Annotated in this window: 14 protein-coding genes; 5 read left to right on the forward strand and 9 right to left on the reverse strand. The window is 72.9% G+C overall.

The features are described 5' to 3' along the window. Nucleotides 1–54: 54 nt before the first annotated feature. The 6 genes from pqqE to J2Z30_RS15075 form a co-directional block, all read right to left on the reverse strand. Nucleotides 55–1161 carry a pyrroloquinoline quinone biosynthesis protein PqqE gene (pqqE, locus tag J2Z30_RS15050; protein ID WP_044567950.1) on the reverse strand — a complete coding sequence of 369 codons (1107 nt, stop codon included), beginning with the start codon at nucleotides 1159–1161 and terminating at the stop codon, nucleotides 55–57. Then, on the reverse strand, nucleotides 1158–1448 hold the full coding sequence (pqqD, locus tag J2Z30_RS15055) for a pyrroloquinoline quinone biosynthesis peptide chaperone PqqD (RefSeq protein WP_044567951.1): 291 nt from the start codon (nucleotides 1446–1448) through the stop codon (nucleotides 1158–1160). The genes pqqE and pqqD overlap by 4 nt, the downstream gene beginning before the upstream one ends. Continuing rightward, the gene (gene pqqC, locus J2Z30_RS15060; protein ID WP_044567952.1) at nucleotides 1445–2152 is read right to left on the reverse strand and encodes a pyrroloquinoline-quinone synthase PqqC; all 708 of its coding nucleotides are present in this window, start codon (nucleotides 2150–2152) and stop codon (nucleotides 1445–1447) included. The genes pqqD and pqqC overlap by 4 nt, the downstream gene beginning before the upstream one ends. Beyond that, on the reverse strand, nucleotides 2149–3198 hold the full coding sequence (locus J2Z30_RS15065; RefSeq protein ID WP_044567953.1) for an MBL fold metallo-hydrolase: 1050 nt from the start codon (nucleotides 3196–3198) through the stop codon (nucleotides 2149–2151). The genes pqqC and J2Z30_RS15065 overlap by 4 nt, the downstream gene beginning before the upstream one ends. A gap of 10 nt (nucleotides 3199–3208) precedes the next feature. Further along, a complete protein-coding gene (pqqA, locus tag J2Z30_RS15070; protein ID WP_044567954.1) occupies nucleotides 3209–3352 on the reverse strand; it encodes a pyrroloquinoline quinone precursor peptide PqqA in 144 nt (47 codons plus the stop codon). Between the two features lie 61 nt (nucleotides 3353–3413). Continuing rightward, entirely contained in the window at nucleotides 3414–3554 is a 141-nt protein-coding gene (locus J2Z30_RS15075) for a hypothetical protein (RefSeq protein ID WP_209468682.1), read from the reverse strand. 322 nt (nucleotides 3555–3876) lie between these two features. Between J2Z30_RS15075 and J2Z30_RS15080 the strand changes: the two genes are divergently transcribed. Continuing rightward, on the forward strand, nucleotides 3877–4956 hold the full coding sequence (locus J2Z30_RS15080) for a PQQ-dependent sugar dehydrogenase (RefSeq protein WP_044567955.1): 1080 nt from the start codon (nucleotides 3877–3879) through the stop codon (nucleotides 4954–4956). A 69-nt stretch (nucleotides 4957–5025) separates the two neighbouring features. Here the strand turns inward: J2Z30_RS15080 and J2Z30_RS15085 are convergent, their stop codons facing one another. Genes J2Z30_RS15085 through J2Z30_RS15095 form a run of 3 tightly spaced genes read right to left on the reverse strand, consistent with a single transcriptional unit; the run spans nucleotide 5026 to nucleotide 8888 of the window. Beyond that, nucleotides 5026–6171: a glycoside hydrolase family 88/105 protein gene (locus J2Z30_RS15085; RefSeq protein WP_044567956.1), complete on the reverse strand. Its 1146-nt coding sequence runs from the start codon at nucleotides 6169–6171 to the stop codon at nucleotides 5026–5028. A gap of 54 nt (nucleotides 6172–6225) precedes the next feature. After that, entirely contained in the window at nucleotides 6226–7494 is a 1269-nt protein-coding gene (locus J2Z30_RS15090; protein WP_052701204.1) for an NAD(P)/FAD-dependent oxidoreductase, read from the reverse strand. Further along, complete coding sequence (locus J2Z30_RS15095; RefSeq protein WP_044567957.1) at nucleotides 7491–8888, reverse strand: MFS transporter; 1398 nt, start codon at nucleotides 8886–8888, stop codon at nucleotides 7491–7493. The genes J2Z30_RS15090 and J2Z30_RS15095 overlap by 4 nt, the downstream gene beginning before the upstream one ends. Before the next feature lie 167 nt (nucleotides 8889–9055). Between J2Z30_RS15095 and J2Z30_RS15100 the strand changes: the two genes are divergently transcribed. The 4 genes from J2Z30_RS15100 (at nucleotide 9056) to J2Z30_RS15115 (ending at nucleotide 14452) form a co-directional block, all read left to right on the forward strand. Next, entirely contained in the window at nucleotides 9056–10270 is a 1215-nt protein-coding gene (locus tag J2Z30_RS15100; protein WP_044580945.1) for a CdaR family transcriptional regulator, read from the forward strand. A gap of 200 nt (nucleotides 10271–10470) precedes the next feature. Beyond that, nucleotides 10471–11829, forward strand: coding sequence for a glutamine synthetase (locus J2Z30_RS15105; RefSeq protein ID WP_044567958.1), 1359 nt, complete (start codon nucleotides 10471–10473; stop codon nucleotides 11827–11829). Nucleotides 11830–11832: 3 nt separating this feature from the next. Next, a complete protein-coding gene (locus J2Z30_RS15110) occupies nucleotides 11833–13002 on the forward strand; it encodes an amidohydrolase family protein (RefSeq protein WP_044567959.1) in 1170 nt (389 codons plus the stop codon). Nucleotides 13003–13660: 658 nt separating this feature from the next. Next, entirely contained in the window at nucleotides 13661–14452 is a 792-nt protein-coding gene (locus J2Z30_RS15115; protein ID WP_044567960.1) for an SDR family NAD(P)-dependent oxidoreductase, read from the forward strand. Nucleotides 14453–14616 lie beyond the last annotated feature (164 nt).

Raw genomic sequence — 14616 nt, forward strand, 5'->3', positions numbered from 1 at the left:
ACAACGGCGAAACTTTACGGAAGCGGGGGCGTATGCGCCAAACCGCGCCCGGCCTCACCCTCCGGGCTTGCGGTACGCATAGCCGCCGGTCGGCGCCGGGGTGCCCGCTCCGGCCGGGTGCCCGGGGTCCGTCGTCAGCGCGCGGATCACACCGTGGTCCGGGGAGAGCGCACAGGCCGGGTCGGTGCGGGCGGCGTCGCCGGTCAGGGCGTACGCCTGGCAGCGGCAGCCGCCGAAGTCCTCCGCGCGGCGGGAGCAGGTGCGGCACGGCTCGCGCATCCAGTCCTCGCCCCGGTAGCGGTTGAAGGCGCCCGAGTGGTCCCAGATCCACTCCAGGGGGTGGTCGCGGACGTTGGGCGGGTCCAGGTCCGGCAGGCTCGCGGCGGCGGGGCAGGGCAGCACGGTCCCGTCGGGCGCGACGGTCAGCGAGACCGCGCCCCACCCGCCCATGCAGGGCTTGGCCACGCCGTCGAAGTAGTCGGGCACGACCCACACCAGGTCGGTGGCGCCGCCCAGCCGGTCCCGCCACCGCTGGACCGTGTCCCGTGCCCGGCCGAGCTGGTCGCGGGTGGGCAGCAGGGCGTCGCGGTTGCGCAGCGCCCAGCCGTAGAACTGGGTGTTGGCCAGCTCGATCCGGTCGGCGCCCCAGTCCAGGCCGCGTTCGATGATGGCGTCGAGCGCGTCGAGGTTGTCGCGGTGCAGGACGACGTTGATCCCGAGCGGCAGTCCGGCCGCGCGCACCAGCGCGGCGGCCCGTTCCTTGGCGGCGTACGAGCGGTGTCCGGCGATCCGGTCGGAGGCGGCCGGGTCGGCGTGCTGCAGGGACAGCTGGACACTGCGCAGCCCGGCGGCGGTCAGCGTGGCCAGCCGGGCGCCGTCCAGGCCCACTCCGCTGGTGACGAGCTGGGTGTAGATCCCGGCGGACTCGGCGGCGGTGACGATCCCGGCCAGATCGCCGCGCAGCAGCGGTTCCCCGCCGGAGAGATGGGTGTGCACCACGCCCAGCTCCCCCGCCTGGCGCATCACCTCCGTCCACTCGGCGGTGGACAGCTCCCGGGAGCGGCGGACCAGCTCCAGCGGGTTGGAGCAATAGGGGCAGTGCAGCGGGCAGCCGTGGGTGAGCTCGGCGAGCAGGGCCCAGGGGCGGGGCGCGGCGGTCATCGGACCCAGCCCTCCCCGCGCATCCGGTCGAGGAAGGCGGGGACGTCCTCGGCGACGGGCGCACCGGGGAAGCGGCTCCGGAGTTCCGCCACGATGGCGTCGAGGTCGCGGTCGCCGTCGCACAGCCGCAGGATCTTCGCGGCGCTGCCGCGCAGCACCACCACCCGTTCGGGCAGCAGCAGCAGATCGGCGTCCCGCACCCGGTCGTGGCGCAGGCTCACGGCGGAGGACAGCGCGGGCCGCCATCCGGCCGGGGCGGGTCCGGTGCCGGTGCCGGGGCCGGTCATGTGCCCTCCCCCTGGCCGTCCTTGGTGTCGGCGTGGTCGACCGCGTCCAGCAGCGACCACAGCACATCGCATTTGAAGGCGAGCGCCGCCACCGCGCGGTCCTCGTCCTCGGGGGTCCGTGCCCAGGTCAGGACCAGGTCGAGGGCCTCGGTGCTGTCCCGGCGCCCCTGGCCGACCCGGTTGCGGAAGTAGGCCAGGCCCGCGCGCTCGATCCAGGGGTAGTACCGCTCGAAGGCGTCGATCCGGGTGAGCATGATGCCGGGCGCGGACAGCTCGGTGAGCGAGGCGGCGACCGCTTCCAGCGGGCCGCGCAGCCGGCAGAAGTTGACATAGCCGTCGACCGCGAGCCGTACCCCGGGCACCACCTCATCACCCGACAGCAGCCGGTCCCGGTCCAGGCCGGCGGCCTCGCCGAGCCGCAGCCATCGCTCGATGCCGCCCTCGCCGTCGGTGGCGCCGTCGTGGTCCTGGATGCGCCGCAGCCACATCCGGCGCAGCCGTGAGGTGTCGAGCTTGGCGGTGATCAGCGCGTCCTTGACGGGGATGTGGCGCTGGTAGTGGAAGCGGTTGAGGATCCAGCGGCGCAGTTCGGCGGGGGTGAGCTCGCCCGCGTGCATCCGTACGTTGAAGGGGTGGCGGTCGTGGTAGCGCTCCTGCGCGACCGCGCGCAACCGCTCCTCGAGCCGTGTCCGTGGGGTGCTCACAGGTCGATCACCATCCCGTCGGCGGCCACCTCGACGCCCAGCCTCGCCAAGCCCGAGTGCTGGGGCGCGGCAGGGTCGTTGAGGGGGTTGGTGTTGTTGAGGTGGGTGTACAGGGTGCGCGCTCCGAGTGCGGCGAGCCGGTGCGCCGTGCCGTCCGGTCCGTCGATCGGCAGATGGCCCATGGCGGTGGCGGTACGCGAGCCGAAGCCGCTGGTGAGGGGCTCGTCATCGGACCAGAAGGTGCCGTCGACGATCACGCAGTCGGCTTCTTCGGCGGCGAGTTGGAAGGCGTCGGGCCAGGCGGCGAGCGCGGGGGCGTAGAGGAGGGAGCGGCCGGTCGCACGGTCGGTCAGCCGCAGGGCGACCACCCAGGCGTCGTCGTCCGGGGCGTCGAGTCCGGCCGCGTAGCGGGGGCGTTTGGCGGAGACGGGGACGGCGCCGACGGCGATGGGCGAGCCCTCGGCCAAGCGCTCCGCTGGAAGTGCCGCGATGCGTCGTTGGCCATCTGCGGCGCCGTCGTGGCTGGTCGCGCCCCGCGGCGGAGCCGGGTATCGATACGGCCCCGCGCCCCTTCGGGGCGCTGCCGAACCGTAGCGGACTTCCTCCGACCTGCTCAGCGGCCGGTCCCCGGGGCCGAGGGGGCGCCAGTCCAGCCGGGCGTAGGGGGTGAGGACCTCGCCCAGGTGGAGCCCGGTCAGCAGGGCGTGCCGCACCGGGGCGGTGGCCAGGATCTCGATGCCGTCCGCCTCGCGCAGCCGGGCGATGCCGAGGGTGTGGTCGAGTTCGGCGTCGGTGAGGATCACCCCGGCCAGCGGGGTCCGGCGCGGTTCGGGCCCGGGGTGCAGTTCGGGGCAGTCCTCGACCTGGTCGCCGAGGTCGGGGGTGGCGTTGACCAGATACCAGCGGCCTTCGTCGGCCTGGACGGCGAGCGAGGCATGGCGGCGGCGCCACCCCGGGTGGGCGCGTGCCCCGGAGCATCCGGGGCACGCGCAGTTCCACTGGGGTACGCCGCCACCCGCCGCGGTGCCGAGCACGCGCACGCGCATGGCGGGGAGCTCAGCGGGCGTTCAGCGAGTAGGCGGTGACCTCCAGCGCGGTCTCCACGACCACGTAGTCGGGCGTCTGCCAGGCGGTCTCGCCGGCCTCCGTACGGGTGCGGTCCGCCGCCTCGGGCGCCGTGCGCGGTGTGGTGTCGTTCATGGCTTCGGCCTGCCTTCCATCTGGGTGGGGGATAAATCAACGGGACGGGGCGGACGGGCCGTCAGCGGACGGTCCGGATCCGCGGTGCCCCGCCGTCGGTGGTGGTGCGGCCGCTCCCGGGGTGGGCGGATCCGATGCGCACCTCGTCCAGCGGCGGCTTGCGATGGTGCCTGGTGGTGTGGCGGCGCGATCTGCGGCCCATGAGGGCTCCTTCTCCGAGCTGTGAATGCCGAGGGAGGGATGGAGCGTGGTGATGTTCCGCTCTGTTGCAGGGTTACCAGCTGTCCGGGTGCGGTCAAGAAGCGTGCACCAAAAAGGTCATCCGACCTCTGATGGGTCGACAGCCCATGACGGGCGAAATCGACCACGTGGCCAACTTCCTGGCCCATACCAATCCTTGACGCCCCAAGAGACACCTCCTACCTTCCGCGATGCACTGGCTCCTCCCGCCGAATCTGTTGACGCATTTGGAAACCTTCCTTACAGTTCCCCGCATGTGAACGGGGATCAGACAGGAGAACGCGATGAAGAGGTACCGGAACACCGCCGCCCTGGCGGCCGCCACCGCACTCGCCGCCGGACTGCTGATCGGAACGGCCGGCACCGGAACCGCCGCCCCCGGGCGGGCCGATTCGGCTCCCTCGGACATCAAGACCGTCTCGTCCGGCTGGAGCATCCCCTGGGGGCTCAGCTGGCTGCCCGACGGCTCGGCGCTGATCACCGAGCGCGATTCGTATCTGCTCTACAAGCTCACCCAGTCGGGCACCAGGACGCAGGTCGGCACGGTGCCCAACGTGGTGACCACGGACGGTGAGGGCGGGCTGCTGGGCATCGCGGTCTCCCCGAACTGGAACACCGACCACGCCATCTACCTGATGCACACCGCGTCCGACGGCAACCGCGTCGCCAAGATGACCTACGACGGCTCCTCGCTGGGCGGCTACAAGGCGATCGTCACCGGCATCAAGAAGAACAAGTACCACAACGGCGGACGCCTCAAGTTCGGCCCGGACGGCTATCTCTACGCCACCACCGGCGAGGCGCAGACACCCGACCTCGCCCAGGACAAGAACTCCCTCAACGGGAAGATCCTGCGGATGACCACGGACGGCAAACCCGCCCCGGGCAATCCGTTCGGCACACTCGTCTACTCCTACGGCCACCGCAATCCGCAGGGCATCACCTGGGACCCGCAGGGCCGGCTGTGGGAGGCCGAGTTCGGCAACAGCAAGTACGACGAGCTCAACCTCATCGAACCGGGCAAGAACTACGGCTGGCCGATCTGCGAGGGCGAGTGCTCCACATCGGGGATGACCAGCCCCAAGCGCCAGTGGGCGACCGGCGACGCCTCGCCCAGCGGGGTCACCTACGCCGACGGCGCGATGTACCTGGCCGCGCTGCGCGGTGAGCGGCTGTGGCGGATCCCGGTGGACGGCACGAGCGCGGGCACCCCGAAGGCGTACTACACCAGCTCCTACGGGCGGCTGCGCACCGTGGAGACCGTACCGGGCAAGAACACGCTGTGGCTGTCCACGACGAACGCGGACAACAACGGCGGGGAGCCGGACGGCGCGGACAAGGTGTTCCAGGTCGAGTTGAAGTAGCGCCTTCGCGGGTGGGCACGGTCGCGGTCCGCCGGACCGCGACCGTACGCCCGTGTCAGTGCGCCCGTGTCAGTGCGCGAGCCGCTCGTTCATCAGCAGGAAGGCGCCCAGACCGTGGAGGTCGTTCGTATTGCGCTTGCGGCCGAGGTAGTAGGCCAGGTCCCCGACGTTGGTGCCCTCGCTGATGTCGGTGATGTTCGTCAGCCCGTCGGAGCCGACCGACACCTTCTTCAGTACGCCCTGATAGCCCCTGCGGACCGCCGAGGCGTATCCGCCGCCGCTGATCCAGCCGTGTTCCAGGGCGGCGTGCAGCATCAGGGTGTACATGCTGGAGGCGGAGGTCTCGGTCCAGTTGCCGGGGTCGCTCGCCTTGTCGACGACCTGGAACCAGCGGCCGGTGGCCGGGTCCTGGTAGCGCGCGAAGCCCTTCGCCAAGTGCCGTATGTTGCCCAGCAGTTCGGCGCGGCGCGGATGGTCCGCGGGGAGCAGCTCCAGCACCTCGACATGGGTCATCGCGGTCCAGCCGATGGCCCGTGCCCAGAAGTGGGCGGAGGTACCGGTGCTGGGGTCGGGCTTCCAGGGGGCGTCGCCGTCGGCGTCGTAGGCGTGGTAGATCAGGCCGTTGGCCGCCTTGAGGTGGCGGAAGTACGCCGAGAGGTTCCTGGTGACTTCCTCGTACGCGTAACGCTGGTCGCCGTAGGCGATGCCGTAGCGCAGCAGGAACGGCTGGGCCATGAAGACCCCGTCGCCCCACAGTTCGTTGGTCTTGCCGGTGGCGTGCCACATCCCGCCGTCGGCGGTGCGCGGATAGGTGGTGATCCGGTCCCGGATCTGGTCGGCGGCGGTCCGGTAGCGGGCGTCGCCGGTCTCCTGGTGGAGGATCAGCAGCAGATTGCCGGACTGCATCGCGTCCAGGTTGTCGAAGGTCCGGCTCATATGGCCGTCGGCGTCGACGAAGTTGTCCACCCACCCCTTGATGTACGCCAGGTACGAGGGCTCCTTGGTCCGCTGGTAGACGCGGTAGGCGCCGAGCAGGAACAGCCCTTGGGTGTAGCCCCAGCCGCCGAGGGTCTTGGGGTCCGGTTTGCGGGCGATGGTGGAGTCCACCACCGCCCGGGACCAGTCGGCGGGCGCCGCGTCGGCGCCCGCCGTCGGGAGGAGAAGGCCGCCGGTGATGCCCAGTGTGCTCGTGAGCAGGGTTCTGCGACTGACCACTGCAAGCTCCTTGGGTGTCAGGGCGCTTCAAAGAGCGCCATGTACACGCCAAGACTACCGCGAGTACCGACGAATGCTCCGTACCGGTGCAAAAGTGGAGGAAAGCCGAGGATCCGCCGCACCCGTCAGCAGCCCGGCCACCAGCCGGCCGGTGGCGGGCGCGAGCATCAGCCCGAGCATGTTGTGGCCGGTGGCCAGCAGCACCCGGGGATGGCCGGGCACCGGGCCGATCAGCGGCAGTCCGTCGGGGGTCATGGGCCGCGGCCCCACCCACTCCTCCTGGCGGTCGTCCCAGTCGGCATGGCGCAGATACGGGCGCGCGGCGGCCACGATGGCCTCGATGCGCCGCTGCCGGAACCGGTCGGCGTCGCGCTCGAACTCCATCGTCCCGGCGACCCGGACCCGCTTGCCCATCGGTGCGAGCACCACCTTGGCCGCGCCGAGGTGGACCAGGCGGGAGGGCGGCGGCTCGGCCGCCACCGAGAAGCTGTAGCCCTTGCCCGCCACCAGGTCGACGTCCTTGCCGAGCCCCCGCACCAGCTCCCGCGATCCGATGCCCGCGGCGATGACCACCGTGTCGGCGCGGAAGGTGCCCGCCGAGGTCCGGACCTCGGTCCGGCCGGAGCGGTCCACGACGGATGAGACACGCGCGCCCTCGACCAGCTCCACCCCGTCGCTCCGCAGCCGCTCGGCGAGCCGGTCCACGAAGAGCGAGGGGTCCAGGGACCACTGACGCTCCACCACGAACCCCGCCCGCGCGCCCTCGGTGAGCGAGGGCTCCGCCTCCGCGAGGCGGGCCCCCTCCAGCACACCGCCGGGCGCGATGGGCGCGTCCAGCCGGCGGAAGGCGGCGAGCGCCTCGGCGGCGTACTCCCGGGAGGGGAAGGCGAACAGGAAGCCGTCCTTGTGCGCCGCCCCGTCCACACCGGCCGCCTCCAGCTCCTCGAAGAGCCCGAAGGTGCCCCTCGCGAGGGCGCCGAGGGCGGCCGCCCCCCGCGCGTGGTGGCGCGAGGTGGCCCGCGTCCCGAACCGGACCAGGAACCGCAGCAGTTCGGCACCGGCCGGGGGGTGGATCGCCAGTGCGCCGTCCCGGCGGTGCAGCCCGCGCAGCGCCGTACCGATGACACCGGGCGCGGCCAGCGGTTCGACCAGGTCGGGGCAGACCTCCCCGGCGTTGCCGCGGGACGCGCCGCTGCCCACCCGGTCGCGTTCGACGACGGTGACCCGCAGCCCGGCGCCACTGAGGTAGTGGGCACAGGCCAGGCCGACTACTCCGCCGCCGACGATCGTGACCGTGGCGGGCGGGGTGTCCGGAAAGGTCATGAGGGCTCCTTCACCGCGGGGGACGGTGGGGTCGAAGTGGTGTCACGGCGGGCACGCGATCGCCCGCGGGGGCGGTGGTCCGTATCCGCCGCACTGGCGTCGGCGAGGGTGAGCCCGCTGGTCTCCGGGGCGAGGAGGTACGACGTTCCCCAGCCGATGGCGCAGATCACCGCGCCGAGGAGCATGGCCAGCCGGGTGCTGTGGTCGAGGACGACGGGCGCTCCCCAGGTGCCGATGGCGGCGCCGACGCGGCTGATGCCGGTGGCGAAGCCGTTGGCGGTGGCCCGGACCCCGGTCGGGAACAGCTCGGAGGGGTAGATGGCCTGGAGGCACTGGCTGGAGAAGCACGCCACGCCGAAGGCCGCGAAGAGGACGATCACGACGGCCGGTGAGGGGTGGGCGAGGGCCGCGAGGCCGAGCAGGGGGATCGCGGAGACGCCGAAGCTCCACAGGAGCAGGGTGCGCCGCCCCTTGTTGATGACCAGGATCCCCGAGAGCGAGCCGAGCACGAAGAAGATCTGCACCACGACCGAGCCGAGGTAGGAGTCGTTGCCGTCGGCCAGTCCGAAGGAGGACAGGATGGTGGGTTCGTAGGTGGTGATGGCGTAGATCGGCAGCAGCTGACACGCCCAGAAGACGCTGACGAAAACGGTCCGCCGCAGATAGGCGCCGCGGAAGATGTCGCCGTAGCGGGTGCGCGAGGCGGTGTCGGCCTCCAGGTCGTCCAGGCTCGCTCCGGGGCCGAGCATCTGCCTCAGCACGGCCTCCGCCTCCTGGCCGCGGCCCTTGCTGAGCAGCCAGCGCGGGGACTCGGGGGTGCCGAAGCGCAGCAGGAGGATGAGGACGGCGGGTATCGCACTGCTCGCGAGCATCCAGCGCCAGTCGTCATGGCCGGAGGACAGCATCGCCCAGCCGACGACGTACGCGACGGCGGCGCCGACCGACCACATGGTGACCATGATGACCAGCAGCGGTCCCCGGGAGTTTCGCGGCGCGAACTCGGAGGCGATGGTGCCCGCGATCGCGAAGTCGGCACCGATGGCGATGCCCATGAGGAAGCGCACCACGGTGAGCTGCCAGGGATCGGTGACGAAGAACTGGGCCGCGGAGAGCAGGATGAAGGCGGCGATGTCGAAGAGATAGACCTTCTGCCGCCCGACCCGGTCGGTGACATAGCCGAAGACCAGGCCACCGGCGAACATGCCGACCAGGGAGGCGGAGCCGATCACTCCGGCGTCGAAGGAGTCGAGGTGGTAGTCGGCGGTGAGGAGCGGAAGCGCGACGCCGATGATGCTGAGGATGTACCCGTCGCAGAACTCGCCGCCGCCGGCGTACAGCGTGATGAGCCAGTGCGTGCGGGTGGGGCGGGACTTCTCCAGGGATGCTGTGCTCATGGCCGTCTCCTGAGGAGGGCTCCTGGGGAGGAGGGGACGGATGGCCGGGCGGTGCGGGGCGCCCGGTGGTGTTGACGGAAGACGGTAGACAGCGACGGGCCCCCGGTCATCGTTCGAAGCGTACGAAGACATCGACCTGAAAACGGGTGGGTCTGTACGATCCGCCCATGGACCATCTTGGCGGCCCGCTCGGCGGCCCTCCCGTACTGACGCCGGAGCTGGCGCAGGAGATCGCCCGCGACATCGGGCGGATCACCGGTTTCAATGTACTGATCACCGATCCCGGGGCGGTCGTCATCGGCTGTGGCGACCTCGCGCGCGTCGGCACCGTCCACGAGGCGTCCCTGGAGGTGGTGCGCACCGGGCGCCCCGCCACCCACAGCGCCGAGCAGGCTGGCCGGATGCGGGGCGTACGGCCCGGGATGAGCCTGCCGATCACCGTCGGGGAGGAGGTGATCGGCACCGTCTGTCTGACCGGGGTGCCCGAGGAGGTGCACCGCTTCGGCCTGGTGGTGCGGCGGCAGACCGAGATCCTGCTGGAGGAGGCGGCGCTGCTGCGCTCGCGGATGCTCCATGAGCGGGCGGTCGACGACTTCGTCCGGGACATCGCGCTCTACGACCCCGAGGTGGTCGGCCCGGAGGCGGTGGCCGCCCGCGCGGTCGAGCTGGGGCTTATCCCCGGGGTGGCCCGGAGCGCGGTGCTGCTGGAGGTGCGTTCGGCGGGCGTCCCGGACCGGGCGGACGAGGGCCCCGCGCCGGTGTCCCGGCTGACGGTGCTGCGGACGGTGCGCGAGGTGTTCCGCGACCGCCAGGACGTGGCGGGCGAACAGACCGCGGGGCGGTACGCGGTGCTGGCCGCCGCGCACGAGGGGCGCGCGGCCCCGGAGCGGCTTCCCGAACGGTGCGAGCACCTGCTGACGCTGCTGGCGGAACGCCATGGTCTGGACGGCCGGATGGCCGTCGGCGAGCCGGCGGCCGGGGCGGCCGGGATGCACAACTCCTATCGCGACGCGGCGACGGCGCTGCGCACCGGACCGGCGGTCTTCCCCGGCGAGCGGGTCTTCGTCGCCTCGGAGCTGCGGGTGCCGCAGCTGCTCGGCTCGATACCGCCCCACGACCGGGCCCGGTTCACCGAGGCGGTGCTGGGGCGGCTGCGCGAGCAGCCGGACTGGCCGACGCTGCGGGAGACGCTGATCGGCTGGGCGGAAGGCGGCCTTTCGCTGGTCCGGGTCGCCGAGCGGCTGCACATCCACCGGAACACCCTGCTCTACCGGCTGGAGAAGATCGGGAAGTTGTCGGGCCGCCGGGTGCGCGAGCCCGGCCAGGCCATCGAGATGTATCTCGCCTCCCTCGCCGACACCCTCCGGGAGGGGGTCAGGTGACGTAGGCGGTCTCCGCTACGTGGCCGAAACCGGACGCCTCTGCGGGCGGGCCCACCCCCCTCGACGCCCCGGCCGGTCGTGTCAACCACCGACCGGCATAAGCCACCGTCACACCCCGTATGCGATCGGGACAATGCGTCACCACAAGACCGTCCGCAGGCAATAGTCTCGGCGTACAGGACGTGGCTGAGGAGGCGCCCATGGGGACCGGGGAACGCGAGCAGGCATACGCACGGGCACGGCAGGAGGCCGAGCGGCTCACCGCGAACGGCATCCAGGCCATCGCGCTGACCTGGGTGGACAACGCGGGTCTGACCCGGGTGAAGTCCGTGCCCACCGCGCGGCTGCCCCACGCGGCGCGGCGCGGGGTCGGGATGTCCCCCGTCTTCGACGTCTATCTCGTGGACGACTCCATGACCAACAGCCGCCATGTCGGCGGCCCGGACGGCGATCTGCGGCTCCTCCCCGACCTGGACCGGCTCACCCCGCTGGCCGCGCAGCCCGGCTGGGCCTGGGCCCCGGTCGACCGGTACGACCAGCGAGGCCGGGCGCACCCCGTCTGCCAGCGGCTGTTCGCCCGGCGGATGGCCGAGCGGGCGCGGGAGCGGGGGCTGACCGTGCGCATGGGGTTCGAGACCGAGTGGGTCGTCACCACGGGCGACCCGGACCAGGACCCGCCGCGGTACCCCACCGCGGGCCCCGCCTACGGCATGGCGCGGGTGGTCGACCTCGCCGACTACCTCGCCGATCTGCTCGGCGCGCTGGACGCGCAGCAGGCCGAGGTGCACCAGCTCCACCCCGAGTACTCCCCCGGGCAGTTCGAGGTGTCCCTGGCGCCCGCCGATCCGGTCGGCGCCGCCGATCTGGCCGTACTGGTACGGGAGACGATCCGGGCGTGCTCCGGGCGCGCCGGGCTCAACCCGATGTTCGGCCCGGTGGTGGACCCGGGCGGGGTCGGCAACGGCGCCCATCTCCATCTGAGCCTGTGGCAGGGGGACCGCAATCTGTGCCGGGACGGCGACGGGCCCGACGGCATGACCGCGACGGCCGAGGCGTTCCTCGCCGGGGTGCTGCGCGAGCTGCCCGCCCTGCTCGCCATCGGCGCCCCCACCCCCGCGAGCTACCTCCGGCTCGAACCCTCCCGCTGGGCCGGGGCGTACCAGTGCTGGGGCCTGGAGAACCGGGAGGCCGCGGTGCGCTTCATCACCGGCGCGCCGGACGACCCGGGCGCCTCCAACGCCGAGATCAAGTCCTTCGACCCGGCGGCCAACCCCTACCTGGTGGCGGGCGCGGTCATCGCCGCGGGCCTCGGCGGGCTGGACTCCGGGCTCTCCCTGCCCCCACCCGTCTCCGGGGACCCGGCCGTCGAGGGACGCGAGCGGCGGCTGCCCACCTCACTGCTGACGGCGCTGGAGCACTTCGAGGACTCGACCGTGCTGCGCGAGGCGCTGGGCGATCCGCTCTTCGAGTCCATCGCCGCGGTGCGCCGGGCGGAGTCCGCCCTGTTCGAGAAGTCGTCCCCGCGCGAGATCGCCATCGCGACCCGGAGGCGGTACTGACCGATGGAGGCCGCCGAGCAGACGGATCCGACCGAGCCGCCGCTGCCGCCCCTGGTGGACCACCACTGCCATGGGGTGGCCCGCTCCGAGCTGGGCTCGGCCGAATTCGAGGCGTTCCTGACCGAATCCGACGCGCCCGCCGCGCTCGGCACCACCTTCTTCGACAGCCAGCTGGGGTTCGCGGTGCGCCGCTGGTGTCCGCCGCTGCTGGACCTCGAACCGCACTGCCCGCCCGCCCCCTACCTCGCCCGGCGGCGCGAGCTGGGCGCACGGGAGGTGACCCGGCGGCTGCTGAGCGCCGCCGGGATCAGCGAGTTCCTGGTGGACACCGGGCTGCCCGGCAATCTGACCACCCCTCAGGAGCTGGCCCTCGCGGCGGGCGGCACCGCCCATGAGATCGTCCGTCTTGAGCAGCTGGCGGAGCGGATCGCGGACACCTCGCTGACCGCCGATGACTTCCTGACGGGGATGGCGGACGGGATCCGGGAGGCGGCCCGTACGGCGGCCGGTTTCAAGTCGGTGGCCGCCTACCGCTACGGCCTGGACTTCGAGCCCGATCCGCCGGGCCCCGGCGCCGTCCACACCGCCGCCGAGCACTGGCTCGCCCGGCGCGCCCAGGGCGGCACCGCCGCCGCCCGGGTCAGCGACCCCGTGCTGCTGCGCCATCTGCTGTGGTCGGCGGCGTACACCGGGCTGCCGCTGCAACTGCACACCGGGTTCGGCGATCCCGATCTGCGGCTGGACCGCTGCGATCCGCTCGCCCTCACCGACTTCATCCGCGCCGTGCGCCCCACGGGCTGCACGCTGATCCTGCTGCACGGCTATCCGTACCACCGCGGCGCCGCCTATCTGGCCGCCGTCTTCCCGCATGTGTACGCCGATGTGGGGCTGGCCCTGTCGCACACCGGGGCGCGGGCCGGGGCGGTGCTCGCCGAGATGCTGGAGCTCGCCCCGTTCGGCAAGGTGCTCTTCTCGACCGACGCCTACGGGCTGCCCGAACTGTATGTGGTGGGGGCGCGGCTCTTCCGGGAGGCGCTGACCGGGCTGCTGACCCACTGGGTGGCGGAGGGCGCCTGGTCCCGCCGCGACGCCCGCCGGGTGGCCGCGCTGCTGGGCGCGGACAACGCCCGCCGCGTCTACGGCCTGGGCACCCCGGCCCCCCGCGAGGGGTAAGCAGGTCAGAGGAAGTCCGCTACGGTTCGGGCGGCGCCCCGAAGGGGCGCGGGGCTGTGTCGATGTGCGGCTCCGCCGCGGGCGCGACCAGCCACGACGGCGCCGCAGTCGGCCGACGACGCATCGCGACACTTCCAGCGGAGCACTTGGCCGCCCCGGCCCCGCGGCTCACGTGCGCGGCCTGCCCGCCCTTGGCCCGGAGAGCAACGGGCCGCCGCCCCGCGCGGGTACGGGGTCAGCCGCCCATTCCCCCGGCCCCGCCCCGCGCCCGGACCCCGACCGCGACCCCGACCGCGACCGCGCCAAAACGCCCCACCCCCGCCCGGCGGCCGACCGGGCGCCGACGCGCACCCGGAGATGGCGGCCGACGCCAGACGCGGAGGCCGCCGCCGCGGGCCACACCCGCCGCACACCGCGTACGGACCGGGGCGCCCACGCCCCCACCCCCGGCAGGGCGCACACCCGTGCGCGCCCGAAAGGCAGCGGCCCAGAACGCGGCGGCCGACGCGAGGCGCGGGGCGGCCGACGCGCGACGCGGATGACGCCCGGCCCCGGGGCGCCGCGTCTGTACGCGGCGGAACCGGGGCCCATGCCATGCGCGGAGCGCGTACGCAGTACCGTGCCCGGAACGTACTCGACCGTAACCGGAGGAGATCGCATGCGGATCGCCGGCACGACCGTCCTGCTCACCGGGGCCACCGGCGGCATCGGCCAGACACTGGCCCGCGCGTTCGCGGCCAAGGGCGCCAAGCTGCTGCTCACCGGGCGCCGTGAGGAGGTGCTGCGGCCGCTGGCCGAGCGGCTGGGCGGCCGGGTGATCGTCGCCGATCTGGCCGAACAATCCGATGTGGAGCGGCTCGTCGAGGAGGCGGCGAACGCCCAGATCCTCATCGCCAACGCCGCGCTGCCCTCCAGCGGCCCGGTTCTGGACTACCGGCCCGAGGAGCTGGACCGCGCCCTCGATGTCAATCTGCGCGCGCCGATCCTGCTGTCGCGGCTGATGGCGCCGCGCATGGTGGAGGCGGGCTCCGGCCACCTGGTGATGATCGGCTCGCTGTCGGGCCGTACGGCCTCCCCCGGCGCGGCGCTCTACAACGCGGCCAAGTTCGGGCTGCGCGGTTTCACCCTCGGGCTGCGGCAGGACCTGCACGGCACGGGGGTCGGGGTCTCGCTGGTGCAACCCGGATTCGTGGGCGACGCCGGGATGTTCGCCGACGCGGGCACGTCCCTGCCCACCGGTGTCCGTACGATCTCCTCCCGGCGGGTGGCGGCCGCGACGATCCGGGCGATCGAGCGGAACCGGGCCGAGGTGAACGTGGCCCCGCTGGAGCTGCGCCTGGGCAGCGCCATCGGCGGGCTGTTCCCGAGCATCGCCGAGCGGGCGCAGCGGGGCGCGGGTGCCGGTGAGACGTCCCGTCAGCTCGCCGACGGGCAGCGCGACAAGCGATAGCGCCCCGCGCGCGCCCGCACACCACGGTTCTGTGCGCGGGCCCGGGGCTTCGCCCCCGACCCCCTGCTGTCCGTGGTCCAGGTTCACCCACACCGTCTCGTTCGACGGCCCGAGATCCGGTGTGCTCGGCGGCGCCGAGCTGCTCGGTGGCCCAGCGGAGGGCG

Origin of the sequence: Streptomyces iranensis, assembly GCF_017874715.1 — a bacterium.
GTDB classification, from domain to species: Bacteria; Actinomycetota; Actinomycetes; order Streptomycetales; family Streptomycetaceae; genus Streptomyces; species Streptomyces iranensis.